Annotated in this window: 13 protein-coding genes; 7 read left to right on the top strand and 6 right to left on the bottom strand. The window is 44.3% G+C overall.

The window, feature by feature from the left end:
* Positions 1-6: 6 nt before the first annotated feature.
* From CXF83_RS19650 to CXF83_RS19630, 5 genes are all read right to left on the bottom strand, one after another.
* Positions 7-696 (bottom strand): PspA/IM30 family protein, encoded by a 690-nt coding sequence (locus CXF83_RS19650; RefSeq protein WP_101092504.1) that lies wholly within the window; start codon positions 694-696, stop codon positions 7-9.
* A gap of 12 nt (positions 697-708) precedes the next feature.
* Positions 709-1,122 carry a YjfI family protein gene (locus CXF83_RS19645; protein WP_101092503.1) on the bottom strand — a complete coding sequence of 138 codons (414 nt, stop codon included), beginning with the start codon at positions 1,120-1,122 and terminating at the stop codon, positions 709-711.
* Positions 1,123-1,214: 92 nt separating this feature from the next.
* Positions 1,215-2,936 carry a polyamine aminopropyltransferase gene (locus CXF83_RS19640; RefSeq protein WP_101092502.1) on the bottom strand — a complete coding sequence of 574 codons (1,722 nt, stop codon included), beginning with the start codon at positions 2,934-2,936 and terminating at the stop codon, positions 1,215-1,217.
* 71 nt (positions 2,937-3,007) lie between these two features.
* Entirely contained in the window at positions 3,008-3,907 is a 900-nt protein-coding gene (locus CXF83_RS19635) for a DUF350 domain-containing protein (RefSeq protein WP_101092501.1), read from the bottom strand.
* Between the two features lie 13 nt (positions 3,908-3,920).
* The gene (locus tag CXF83_RS19630; protein ID WP_101092500.1) at positions 3,921-4,880 is read right to left on the bottom strand and encodes a hypothetical protein; all 960 of its coding nucleotides are present in this window, start codon (positions 4,878-4,880) and stop codon (positions 3,921-3,923) included.
* 372 nt (positions 4,881-5,252) lie between these two features.
* On the opposite strand from CXF83_RS19630, the gene glnE reads away from it, so the two are divergent.
* The 7 genes from glnE (at position 5,253) to CXF83_RS19595 (ending at position 12,021) form a co-directional block, all read left to right on the top strand.
* On the top strand, positions 5,253-8,060 hold the full coding sequence (gene glnE / locus CXF83_RS19625) for a bifunctional [glutamate--ammonia ligase]-adenylyl-L-tyrosine phosphorylase/[glutamate--ammonia-ligase] adenylyltransferase (RefSeq protein ID WP_232775209.1): 2,808 nt from the start codon (positions 5,253-5,255) through the stop codon (positions 8,058-8,060).
* A 232-nt stretch (positions 8,061-8,292) separates the two neighbouring features.
* On the top strand, positions 8,293-8,982 hold the full coding sequence (locus CXF83_RS19620; RefSeq protein WP_101092498.1) for a DUF4347 domain-containing protein: 690 nt from the start codon (positions 8,293-8,295) through the stop codon (positions 8,980-8,982).
* Positions 8,983-9,105: 123 nt separating this feature from the next.
* A complete protein-coding gene (locus CXF83_RS19615; RefSeq protein WP_101092497.1) occupies positions 9,106-9,480 on the top strand; it encodes a hypothetical protein in 375 nt (124 codons plus the stop codon).
* A 391-nt stretch (positions 9,481-9,871) separates the two neighbouring features.
* Positions 9,872-10,576, top strand: coding sequence for a class I SAM-dependent DNA methyltransferase (locus CXF83_RS19610; RefSeq protein WP_101092496.1), 705 nt, complete (start codon positions 9,872-9,874; stop codon positions 10,574-10,576).
* Positions 10,577-10,743: 167 nt separating this feature from the next.
* Positions 10,744-11,211: a nuclear transport factor 2 family protein gene (locus CXF83_RS19605; RefSeq protein WP_101092495.1), complete on the top strand. Its 468-nt coding sequence runs from the start codon at positions 10,744-10,746 to the stop codon at positions 11,209-11,211.
* A gap of 112 nt (positions 11,212-11,323) precedes the next feature.
* A complete protein-coding gene (locus tag CXF83_RS19600) occupies positions 11,324-11,704 on the top strand; it encodes a DUF3224 domain-containing protein (protein ID WP_101092494.1) in 381 nt (126 codons plus the stop codon).
* A gap of 38 nt (positions 11,705-11,742) precedes the next feature.
* The gene (locus CXF83_RS19595) at positions 11,743-12,021 is read left to right on the top strand and encodes a putative quinol monooxygenase (protein WP_101092493.1); all 279 of its coding nucleotides are present in this window, start codon (positions 11,743-11,745) and stop codon (positions 12,019-12,021) included.
* Between the two features lie 100 nt (positions 12,022-12,121).
* Here CXF83_RS19595 and zapE read toward each other — a convergent pair whose 3' ends face one another.
* Positions 12,122-13,312, bottom strand: coding sequence for a cell division protein ZapE (gene zapE / locus CXF83_RS19590; protein WP_443018896.1), 1,191 nt, complete (start codon positions 13,310-13,312; stop codon positions 12,122-12,124).
* Positions 13,313-13,347 lie beyond the last annotated feature (35 nt).

The following is a 13,347-nucleotide window of genomic DNA, read 5'->3' as shown; positions in this document are numbered from 1 at the left end:
ACTCCTTTAGCCTTTACGGGCTTTAATGCGATCAAGTACAGCGTTAGCGTTAGACTTCTGCTCACCAATACCTGCTTCCGCTAGCTTATCATGCAGCGCTTTGTCGTTGTTTTCTTCCGCTAGCGTCTCAGATGCCTTAAGGCGATCATCAAATGACTGCTGACGAGCTTTGATGCGCTCTAGCGAATCTTTAGCGTTAAGTAACTTTGAGTTACTGCCCGCAAACGAATCGGTAATTGTTGCAGTCGCTTTTTGTACGCTTTCTGTCGTCTTTACCATCGTCAGTTGGCGTTGGTAATCAGTGACTTGACGTTCAGTTTTACGTACTAGCTCTTTTAGGCGAGTCGCATGTGCGCTGAAGCTTTCGTTGGCAGATTGCTGGTCATTAAGTTCTTGATCCAGTTCAGCGATTTTCTCAGCAACTTCTAGTGCTAATGCTTCGTTACCTTTTTCAAGTGCTTGTGCTACGTAACCTTCATGTTCAGCAACTGCACGCTTAAGGCGGTCAACTTCACGGCTGGCTTGCATCTCTTTTGCCATCACTTCAGTTAAGTCGCGTTTAGCTTTAGTCAGATGTTTCGCTGCATCACGGATCTCTTGTTCAAAAATACGTGTTGAGTTTGCGTCTACAATACCTTGGCCAACTTCAGTTGCGCCACCGCGAAAAGCAGTAAGAATCTTGTTTAGAATGCCCATAATGTGGCTCCTTTATTTAAGGTAATCGGCGAGTTCGTCGATTACTTCGAGACAGTTGTCAGATAGAACAGATAGTTCTTGTTCTATCTCTTCGATGCTTGATTGTACTGATAGTGCGCCGTATACCACATACTTGTCATCAATCTTGGCGAACGATGAAAGTGGCATTGGAATGTTGAGTTCTAACATGGTCTCAAACATCTCACTACGACGCTCTTGATTCACTTCATCCTCGCCCCATAAATAGCTGATGCAAAGGATCTGGTTGTCCGTAACCGATAAGAACACCGGGATCTCTTCTCGGCCAACGATGTTAACCTGCAAGACTTCCACGTCGCCATCAATTGGATAACAATCAAATTGAAAGCCAGTATGGCCATTGTCGCCAAGTTCATTTAGATGGTTGGCAATGTTGTGGATATTCATATTTGTCCTTATTGACATATTATGTCTGCGATTAAAGATAACATCAGGACATAATATGTCAAGTGCTATCTTTGCGGTGTAAAAAATAAGCTTTACTGATTTTCTAACCAAGCTTGCTGGTGGTACTGGTATAACTGACTCGAACCCAAGGTATTTGGTTTGATAGCCTGTTTATCGATATAAAAATTACCCGGGAATGCAAAAGCGGCATGCATTAATTCTGGTGTAAACCAAGCATCATCTATGGGTAATTGCTGTATTTCATCTAGTCTAGATTTGGCACTTTTGCCACTTAATGTCGCAATAGTCCAACCCCATTCGCCAAAACTGGGCACATTATGGTGGTATTGATCCACCGTAAAGCCAGCTAACTCCAAAGTCTTACCCACTGAAATAAATGCTTTAGGCGCATGATACGGTGATGTTGACTGTATTGTTATGGCAGCATCCGCACTCATAAGTTCCTTTAGCTTCAGATAGAAAGTATCTGAATAAAGCTTGTTAAGATCGGGATGGCTTGGGTCGGGAAGGTCAACGATAATGGCATCGAATTTTTCCTCATTTTTAAGTAATTGGTCTACCCCATTGAAAGCATCGTCAAATATCAGTCTGACTCTAGGGTCATTCAGTGCATCTTTATTGAGTGCCATTAATGCTTTCGTTAGATGTGCAGGCATATCGGTGTTTGGCGTTTTGAATAGCTTTACCAGCTCTTTATCTAAGTCCATTAATGTGACCTGTTTAGGCTGCCACTTAAGCACTTGAGCAAGCCCTAAACCATCTCCACCGCCTATGATTAAAATTTTGTCATGACGCGCGCTGGCTGCAAGCGTAGGGTGGACTAAAAAGGAGTGATATATGTGTTCGTCGCTACTGGAAAACTGCAGGCGACCGTTAATATAGAGCGAGTGAACTGGGCCGAGTCCATTTCCTCTTAAGCGCTCAGTGAAAGTGAGTTGCTGAAAACGCGTTGCTTTAGCGTAAACCACATTGTCCTTGTAGAGTAAGTTATTAAAACTTTGCTCCCAAGAAGGGCCATGCAGTGCTAATAAGAGAAGTACACCTGTTGCAGCAATATGGCCGACCAGCAGCAGTTTTACATGGCGGATTTTAGTCCAAAAACGCCAAATAAATAGAAAGCCAGCGAGTAAATTAAAGCTGGCGGTTAACGACGCGGCTAACTGAATATCAATGGCAAGCATAAAGCCTACCCAGATGGCTGCGCCAATGCCTGCGCCGATATAATCAGCGCCATAGATAGTGCCCGCATTATGCATCAAGTGTTCGTCAGACAAAGCCTGGCGAACTCTAGCGATTAACGGGATCTCCATACCAATCATTAATCCAAGTAATACTCCCCAAAAATAAGGTAAGTACTCACTGAGTTTTTGTAAGGTTGCGATAAACCCGCCATTAGGGAGTTGATCGCTTGGAAGACCGAGTGTTTGAGCCACAATTAACGGTAGCTGTTGGCCAAAGCCAATAACACTAGCGGTGATCAAGATGGCTAACGAGCCACATAGCGCGACGCTGAGCTCAAGTACGGCAAAGCCGGTAAAGGCACAGCGAATTTTCCGCGCGGCAAAGGCACCAATACCCATGGATACGATCATCAGGCCGATCATGGTGTAAATAGCGGCTTCAAGCGCGCCGAGTATGCGGCCAGCATAGTGTGAGAGTAGATACTCATAGATTAAGCCGCAGCCAGCCAAAACGGCCATAATGCCTAGCAGTAATAGATCATCAAACCAGCCTAGTTTTGCCGGCTTTATTGTATTCGGATTTAAGGTGTCGCTGTGAGAGGTGTTTGGCATGGTGAGTCTATTGGTTTATCTATGGTATGAAAAAGGGAGCGATGATAACCGCTCCCATCTTTAGGCTTACATTAGGCCATTAACGCCGCGAGAATAAGCGCGATTGAAACACTGATTGCCATTTCAACAGCAGCAACACCAATGTTATTTTGCTTCTCTACTTCATCAAACAGATCAATGTTGGCGAGGACTAACTTTTTGACAATCTTTATCAAAATAGATAAGGACACCAGCATAATGACAGAGAACATTAACCAACCGAATAGATTGGCAACATAAGCTTCTGGATTGAAAATAATAAAGTGACTTGCCGCATTAAAACTAAATGCCATCGCTAGCATGTAGCCACTATGCCTAATAGCCAAAGCGATATGACCTTGAGCCAGTGCTGCTTGCATAGAAGCATTTTGATTACGGTCGGCATAGCGCTTGGCACGCACACGCGTCAGTACGACTAGCATGAGCTGCGAGATAGCAAAAGCACTAAATATAGCGATAAAGGTATAAACCGTAAGGTCTTCCGCCCACATCAGCACTGAGCGGATGATGATGGCGGTTGCAATGGCTGCAGTGGCATCAACAATGGCGACTGAGACATTACCTTTAATGATCAGGGCATTTTTATCAATCTCATTTAGTGCCACTTTGTCATGTAAAAATCGACCTAGTTTAATCAGTATCAGCCCAAATAATCCGTAAGCGGACATGCCAATAGCTTCGACTAGGTAGGATTCAGCTGCCTCTCCGGTGATAGCGCCAGTCAGCACAATACCTAATGCCGCAACCGCGCCAGCAGTGCTGATACCAAAAGCAAAGTTGTCGTTTTCAGCAAGCTCTTTACGACTATTTACCTTGATAGTCCAGCCTTGCAGGTAACGCATTAATGTCAGCAGTAACACAGCAATGGTTAGATCAATTGCCAAAATAATCAGTAGTTCTGGCGTGATGCCGTAGTGTTGAAAAAATGTCATGAAAGTCCCTTAATTATTTGCCTCGGCGAACACCGCGAGTAGTACGACTGCTTGAATTACGAAAGCTACTGTCTTTAGAGTAATTTGAGCGGAACTTGCTCTTGCTACTCGCAGTGCGTCCTGTTGAACTAGCTTTAGGCGTGCTGGTACTTTGTCTCGACAAGCTGGTAGAGCCCGTACGCGATTTGGCGTATGGACTATCAAACTTCTTACCTTGAGAACTAAATTGCTTTTTGGTGCGCTCAAAGGTTTGAGTTTGCGATCTGGCTTGTTTAGGCGAGGTATAACGATAACGGCCAACATCATTGTAATAGCTATAGTTACGACGGCTTGACCAGCGATCGTATCCGATAGGACCTCGGGTTAGATTCGAGAACATTGAGTACATGCCGTACCAAGCCCAAATTGACATCCCACTCGAGCCTGATTGCCAGTTGCCGTAAGACGGGTTGCCCACTAACTGGCTGCCAGCGCCAAAGTCTTCAGAGCCATTCGCCAAAGTAGCAGCTTCGCGACTGATGGAATTGACTCGGGCAAGCGCGCCATCAGACATATCTGCAACCACATTGAGTTGATCTGACAGCATGTCGTTATAAAGACTTGGGTCCATTGCCTGATATAGGTTTTCAACTTCGGCGAGTTGCTGATCGAGATCAACAAAATTCGCTGCATTCTGAGCTTCAGTTAACCTGCGGGTTAGCGAAGTAAACATCGGGCCTCGAGCTGTCGCATCAGTAGCGAGCTGATTAAGCAGTGGCACCAGATCAGGTTTTTGCTGAGATAAAATACGCGTATATTGCTGCAATAAATTGGCATTACGCACTTGGCCGTCATTGAGCATGGTGCTAAGCGTATCCAAGCGTTGCTGACTGAGCTGCTGGTACTTTGCTATTTGCTCTGGTCTATCATCACCGCATCCTGCGAGTGATAACGCCAATATAACGGTGAGAACACGAATTAGCATTCCTGCCATGCTTTCTCCAAAAATCAGTTAAGGTAAGCGCTAGTGATTAGCAGCGACTCGGGATTATATTCTCTTTTTAACTTGATATTTAAGTACATAAAATTAATCTTTCATGTGCTGAAATATTGAATTTGCTAGAGAAACAGCCTTGCTGTACTGCAATTACTACAGCTTTGGGTATAGTATTCTGTATTAAAGCACAAAAATACAATGATTGATGTTTCAAAGGGCTATAAGCACTTAATTGCTCATCTAGCCAACATCATTTAAAAAACTCAATCACATTTTTATAGCACTGTGGACATAATATGTCGATAGTAAGAATTGTTAGGGATTATTATGCGCGCGGCTTTACGGGGTAAAAAAGAAGTTTCCACTCAAATGGCTGCTAACGTTGAAAACTACTGGCAAAGATTCGTCGATACCTCTCCTGAGGCGCTAGCCTCCTTGTCGAATGAGCAGCAACAAGAGCTTAAGACCATCATGGCGTTAAGTGACTTTGTTGCCGCGCAACTATGTCGATACCCGCAATGGATAACAGCGCTATTTGAATCTCAGCTTAATGGCACTGACCGAAAGTTTTTCGCCAGCGATCTGCATGAATTGTTAAGTGCGGTGAATGACGAAGAGCAGATTAAGCAAATCTTGCGTCAATATCGTAACCGCCAAATGGTAGGTATCGCCTGGCGAGATTTTATGGGATACACCTCGCTGGAAGAATCTTTATTAGATCTATCAGTATTAGCTGAGGCATTGGTTATTGCGGGGCGTGATTGGCTATATCACGATATGTGCGCAACGCTGGGTACACCGACAAGCCCCGAAGGGGTGGCGCAAAAGCTATTGATCCTTGGCATGGGGAAACTCGGTGGCCGTGAGCTAAACTTTTCGTCAGATATTGATCTGGTATTCACCTTTCCTGAACACGGTGAAACGATTGGCGGACGACGCTCAATTGACAATCAACAGTTTTTTATCCGTATGGGACAACGTTTAGTTAATCTGTTGCATCAAGTGACGGTTGACGGCTTTGTTTATCGGGTCGATATGCGTTTGCGTCCCTATGGCGAAAGCGGACCTTTAGTGGTTAGTTTCAGTGGCCTTGAAGACTATTACCAAGAGCAAGGTCGGGATTGGGAGCGTTACGCGATGGTAAAAGCGCGTGCGTTAGGCCCCTGGACTGCCGACTCCGATGAACTGCATGATTTATTGAGACCGTTTGTATATCGCCGTTATCTTGATTTTTCTGCCATTGAATCACTGCGAAAAATGAAAGGCCTTATCACTCAAGAGGTGCGACGTAGAAAGCTAACTGACAATATAAAACTGGGTGCTGGTGGCATTCGCGAAGTGGAGTTTGTGGTACAAAGTTTTCAGCTTATTCGCGGGGGGCGAGAGCCTTCATTAAGGCAGCAAAGCTTATTCGCCGCTATTGAGACGCTATATCAGCTTGGGCAAATTGAGTATCTCGCGCTTGATGAACTTAAGCAAAGCTATCTAATGTTGCGCCGAGTCGAAAATTTACTGCAAGCCATTAATGATGAGCAAACTCAAACCCTGCCAGTTAAAGAATTGGATTGGGACCGTTTATGTTGGGCCTTAAATGCCGATAATGAGATGGATCTAAGGCAACAAATTGAAGGTGCAATGGCCTGTATTCATCGTCATTTCAAAGAGACTGTTGGTGGTGATAATCAAGATGACAAAAGTGAAACTTGGTCGCAGCAATTATGGGATGCGCAGGAGGAAGAAACCGCATTCGCGATTTTAGATGAACAAGAGGTTGAGTTGCAATTGTGGCCCATGTTAAAGCGTTGGCACGACACGGTAGTGCGTAGGACCATAGGGCCACGCGGCAGAGAAACACTCGACAAACTGATGCCAAGATTATTGTGTGACTTGTCGTTACATTCGCAACCCACTAAAGCATTTGAACCCGTCTCTAAAGTGCTAGATCAGATTTTAACTCGCACAACATACCTTGAGTTACTCTGTGAAAACCCAGGAGCGCGGCAACAACTCGTCAGTCTTTGCTGTGCCAGCCCATGGATTGCAGAGCAGTTAGCAAAATTTCCCATGTTGCTTGATGAGCTTATTGATCCTGCGCAGCTCTACGATACCACTTCGCTTGATGATTATAGTAGTGAGCTAAGGCAATACCTGCTCCGTGTTCCTGAAGATGATATGGAGCAGCAGATGGAAGCGTTGCGACAATTTAAGTTATCACAACAGTTAAAAATTGCGGCGGCTGATGTCACGGGAGTCTTACCCGTGATGCAAGTGAGCGACCATCTTACTTTTCTAGCAGAGGCGATAATTGAACAAGTGGTGCAGCAAGCTTGGTTGCAGGTGAGCACTCGTCATGGGGTGCCCGAAGGCCTCAAGACTAATGAGATGGGCTTTGCGGTGATAGGCTACGGTAAGGCTGGTGGCTTAGAACTTGGCTATGGTTCTGATCTCGATTTAGTGTTCTTACATAATGCTAAGCAGGGTGGGCAAACCAATGGTGGTAGAGCGATTGATGTGGGTCACTTCTATTTAAAGCTGGCACAGCGGATATTGCACCTGTTTTCGACGCGCACGACATCGGGCGAGTTGTATGAAGTCGATATGCGCCTACGTCCCTCTGGAGCTTCGGGTTTACTGGTTAGCGAGATAGAGCACTTTGGCGATTATCAACGAAAAGAAGCGTGGACCTGGGAGCATCAAGCACTGGTAAGAGCCCGCTTTATGTTTGGAGATAATAGCTTATCGAGTCGTTTTAATGAGTTAAGATCTGAGGTGTTAGAGTCGAATCGTGATAATGCTGTACTGGCAAAAAATGTGCGGGATATGCGACTTAAAATGCGTGACCATCTGCTTAAAGTGGGTAAAGGCATGTTTGATCTTAAACAGAGTCCCGGTGGTATCGCCGATATCGAGTTTATTGCGCAATATCTTGTGCTTGCTAATGCCAGTGAGTATCCGTCGCTGTCTTTTTGGTCCGACAATGTGCGTATTTTTGAACAACTTGCAGAGCTTGAACTTATCCCTATCGCTAGCGCTCAATCGTTAACTCAGGCTTATTGTCATCTTCGTGACGAAAGCCATCGATTAACTTTGCAACAGGTAGCAACGACTTTACCCTTTAGCGAAGTGAAACAGCATGCTGAAAAAGTGCTAGAAATTTACCAAAGAATTCTTAATTAATAACATCAAACCACTGTATTAATAGCGCTAATTAAACAAAAAAGACCAGACTTAGTCTGGTCTTTTTTTGATCGCAAATTGCGCAGCAAAATAGAAATAATCGCGATACGTATTGCTATTCATTGGATGGTCTTGAGTTATCTAACTGAAATTTAACTAATTATAAAACTGGTTTGTTCTATGCATTACCTACATACACCGAGGAAATCTAAGCCTATGTAGGAGGCCTGACATGGATAGCCTAAAGCACATTTCAACATACTCCACTTTCAATGACAGCCTGACCCATCTCAGTTTATTTGATACGTCAGACTCGACACTGGATTCTGAACTCAATCCAGCACTCGATATAAAAGCAGCATCTGCAGAGATTAAGTTTCCTAGACAGTTCCCATTAACGTGGCTGATTTTGCTGTGTTGCCTCCTTTTTGTTAATGAAGCTACAGCGAATGAGCGCCCAACAACATCCTTGCTCAATGTTGAGCACTCAGCCGTGTTAGTCATTGTTGACAACACAGTGCAAGATCTAGAGGGGTTATTGCAGAACGTTAGGGGAGAGGTGCACTTATTGATCCTTGACGAGGGCCAAGAGCCATTTGCTCAAATCAATCAAGCTATCGCTAACGAGCCGAGTTATATTGGGGTGGTTATGGTGGCTTCTGCGGCCAGTGATGCAATTTATTTAGGCGGGCGTTGGATTGATAAGCAGTATCTGGTTAATCACCGCGTCAGCGTGAGCCAGTTTGGAGCTCACTTTAGCGCAAGCAGTCAGTTTATGATTTTGACTAACGACAGTATTGCCAACCCAAAAGGTGATCAACTATTACACTTGATTACGCGCCTGACTCAGCTGGATATTAGTGCCTATGGTGACACTGAACACCACTATCTGTCTTCACGTCATACTGTACGCTTTTTTTAGTTAAATCAGTCTGTAACAAGGATACGTTTTGTATCATGTTTTACTTTTCATTAACGAGGGTTTGATCGTTTTGCTGCTACTATACACACCAATATAACCTGCAGTTGTTTAAAGGACTATTTGATGACATACGTCAGCGGTGTAAGCAGTAATTTGGCTAATAACTTAGATGCTCTCGCGAGCGTTAACAGCCGATTGTCGGCCGCAAATATGACCGAAACGACCAAGCAACCGCGAGTGGAGCCTGCGGCTCAATCGAATGCACCTGATACATCAGTGACGCTTTCAGAGGCGGCGAAAGACAAGCTAATGCTTGAGCAACAAACGGCTGCTACAGCGGATACTGATGAGATAACCGATTTAAAGTCTTTTGCTTTTGGAGCGTTAGGCTTAGATCATCCAGATCAAGTAGAAGATAAGGAAGACTCTTCGTACACTGTAGGCCAATATGTAAAAGCCGCTGCGACGATAGGTGGCATGATTGCGATGTTTGTTTAAGCTCGTGTTTGTCGTACATGATTCTGTCATATAGCACTCTGATATCCACATTTGAAAGCTATATGTTTAACCCTATGCTTTAGAACGGGTAATGACCGTCCTCATCTCTTATTTATTTAGCGGCATCATATCCTGATAGTATTCGCTAACACGCACAGCTTCAACTGAGCATTAGCCATTTTTGGTTGTTCTTCGTGGCGGTGTTGATGCTCGTTTTAATGCGTTCAACAAGCGCTATAATCTGTAATGGAAAGTGCTGGAAAACCTGCCAATATAAGCTTTAAATTTCCTATAGGCTTTTAATCTAGATATTTCCCCGGCTACTTTAGCCACTCATCGTCATTGTAAATGATAAACTTGCCCCCGTTTAACTGCATTTGATGAGACTCTTATGAAATCAGAATTGTATTCAAAATATGCTGAGCAATATGATGCAGCAATACAAGACAATATTCACAATGCGTGTTTAGAACGGCCGTCCTTACAAGCGTTACTTGATGACCTTTCAGGGCTCGATGTCGTCGACTTGGGTTGTGGTACAGGAATTTATGCGCAGTATTTTATCGCTCAAGGGGTTAGGTCACTTACCTGCGTCGATGTGTCTGAATCTATGGTTGAGATAGTGCGTGCCAAGTTAGGACAACGAGTCACCGCTTACGTACAAGATTTATCATTAGGGTTGCCGCAGCAAAAGTCTGCCAGTGCCGATGTTATTGTGTGTCCACTAGTACTGCACTATGTTGAAGATTTAACCGTTGTTTTTAAAGAGATCCACCGGGTCTTAAAGCCAGCTGGCTATATGGTCTTTTCAACTCATCATCCCTTTGCTGATTTTGAATGTTCGCAATCTGGTAATTATTTTGAACGAGAGTTAGTTAAGCAAGAGTGGAATACCATAGGTAAGCCTGTTGCGGTGAGCTTTTACCGTCGCTCACTCACTGAGATCAGTGATGCGATAACATCCAACGGCTTAGTCATTAGCCAAATCTGCGAAGGGAAAGTGTTAGAAAAAGTCAAAGGCATTTCCGCCGTTACTTATCAAAAACTCAGCAATCGACCCAACTTCATCTTTATTAAGTGCCATCCATCGCGATAACTACTGTTTATGTAACAATTGAATAACAAATAAGAGGGGTGTTATGGTAGGCCTCCAAGGCTGGTGAACCTACCTTTTGAAGGTACTACAACAGGCCATATGGCTTGTTTGTAGCTTAAAGCATTTGTCTGCTATGAGGTTCAATCGTCATCAAAAGGGAGTTTGTTATGAAACGTTTGGTTGTTATCGCATTAAGTTTATTGGTTGTCTGTTCAGTACAAGCACAGAGCAACCAAAGTGAGATGGAGCAGATTGCTCAAAACTATTTCGAGGTGATGGTTGCGTCACAAGCGCCTGATGCCACAGAAAAAGAGTTAGAAAATTACCTAGCTCTGCTGACGGATGACGTTGGCCATCAACATCTTCCTTATGAAACAGACGACTCTCGTTCAGCTGATGGTAAGCAAAGTATGCGCAAAGGAATGACATTCTACCTTGGGGCGCATACTGAATATAAAGCTGAACTGCTTAACCTATTTACCTTTAATGACAGCGCAATAGCGATCCGCTACAGCCATAGTGCGAAAGGGATCCACCCACAAAGTAATCAAGCGATCACATATACATCAACCATGATGGAAGTGTTAGAGATTGAACATGGCAAAGTGGCTGTAATACGTAAATATCATGAGTAGGCCTTAACACTATGGCGTAATTTTCTGGATTGTTGTTATTGCAGCAATAGAAACGGTCGCGTAAATACACCGGGTTAATCAGTAATGGTTCAATTAAAGATTGGAGAAATACATGATGGTGAGTGGACAATTTTCAATAGCGTTTACACCTGCAACTGATGACGTTATTGATGCTGGACGAATGTCGTTTACTAAAACATTTGAAGGCGACATAAGCGGTGTTAGCCAAGGGCAAATGCTAAGTAAGCGTACCTCTGTCGCTAACTCCGCGGCTTATGTGGCCATGGAGTCCTTCTCGGGTGTTATTAACGGTCTCAAGGGAGAGGTCTCATTTCATCATACTGGGGTGATGAATCGAGGGGCTGATACTTTGTCAGTTTTAGTGGTACCTGATTCTGGAACGGGTGAGTTAACGGGAATTTCAGGCTCTATGACGATAAAAATAGAAGCTGGAGTGCACCATTATCATTTTGATTATGTCATTAACGCTTAACGCCCAGTAAACAGGCTTTGTACGGTAAGGAACAACGATTGGCTAAGGTTATTTTATCGGGTTATATCTTGGTGGCTATATCCGAGCTAGCGACGGTAAAAGATGCGCTATTGCAGCATACAGAGCTAACAAAGCAGGAACTCGGCTGCTTGATATTTGAAGTGACCCAAGATAGTCAGGATAGCTGTCGTTTTAATGTCTATGAGGAGTTTGTTGATCATGCTTCATTTGCTGCTCATCAATCTAGAGTCGCCAATTCAACGTGGGGCGAGGTGACTGTGAATGTCGAAAGGCATTATCAGATTAGCCCCCAGTAATATTAATAGCGGGCTATGAGCCGAGAGCAATCCAGCAGTCTAGCTCTTTTTTAATCAGCTTTTACGACGGTTTGGTGGCTTAGGGGTGTCGGCCGCTAGCTTAATCGTTCGTGTAAGCTAAGGATTGCATTTGGGTTAGTCGGCTTAAAGTGCGTCTAAATTCAAAGCTTAACGCTCCGCCAGTGTATAAATCTTCCATCGCGACATCAGCTTGAATATAGAGTGTTACGCCTTGGTCATATAACTCATCGACCAAGCTAATAAAACGCCTCGCAGGGTCATCATTTACTGCATACGACAACTGTCGCTCACCCGTTTCGATGGCGATAACGCCATCTTCTGTGCCGCGTGCACGGATCCAGCTTCTTGGCTCACCGCCTAAAATAGGCACCTCTGATACCATGACGGTGTTAAAGCGCGTGGCTATTTCAATATAATCTAGCTGAGAACGTGGTCCATCGCATAGCGCATCAAAGCGAAACCAAGCGATGTTGTTGGTATACTCTATAGTATCAATCACTCTGCTGTGCACCATGAGTTTGGCAGCGCAAGGCTTTGCCGATGCTGTCATCGTGCTAAAGCGCTCTGCGAAGGCACGATGTTGGCTTTGCGCAGTGCCAGTGTTATTAATAAAATAGCGCTGTTGATAAACTGAGTGACGCAGCCTATGGTCAGCTTCACCGTTGAGATGAATTTCTTGAGTAAACTGATTCAATAAGTCGATAGTGGCTAAAAATCGTTGGCGTTGTAAGCCGTTTCGGTATAACTCATTAATGGGGATATTTGAGGTGGTGACCAGCGTCACCCCTTCATTAAACAAGGCTTCAAATAGCTTACCTAGGATCATCGCATCGCCAATGTCAGATACAAAGAACTCATCAAAACACAGTAGCTTACATTCGCCAGCAATCCGTTTAGCAATTCGGGCAAGCGGTTCTCTGTTACCGGATTCCGCCATCATCTCTTGATGAATTCGAGCCATAAAACGATGAAAGTGCAGCCGCAATTTCGGGGTATTTTCAATACTGTTATAAAAGAGGTCCATTAAAAACGTTTTGCCACGGCCGACATCCCCCCATAAATACAACCCGGTTAACGCTTGATGAGCTGGGCGACTTGAGTTTGAGGATGTGAGCGCAAGGTACAATGCCTCTAAGGCTTCAATCGCTTGGTATTGGCTCGGGTCATCGATAAATTCTGTGTGTGCTAGTTGCTGCTGGTAGCGCGCAAGTGGGCCAGCCTGTAATGATTCAAGCTCTATTTTTGGGTCTGCTGCTAGCGCGCTTAACAATGTCATCTAGGTCATCGTATCTTAATTAGAATTGC

The sequence above is a fragment of the Shewanella sp. Choline-02u-19 genome, from assembly GCF_002836205.1.
Taxonomy (GTDB): Bacteria; Pseudomonadota; Gammaproteobacteria; order Enterobacterales; family Shewanellaceae; genus Shewanella.
The sequence above is the reverse complement of the archived record's forward strand: the minus strand, read 5'-3'. Positions and strand labels throughout refer to the sequence as shown.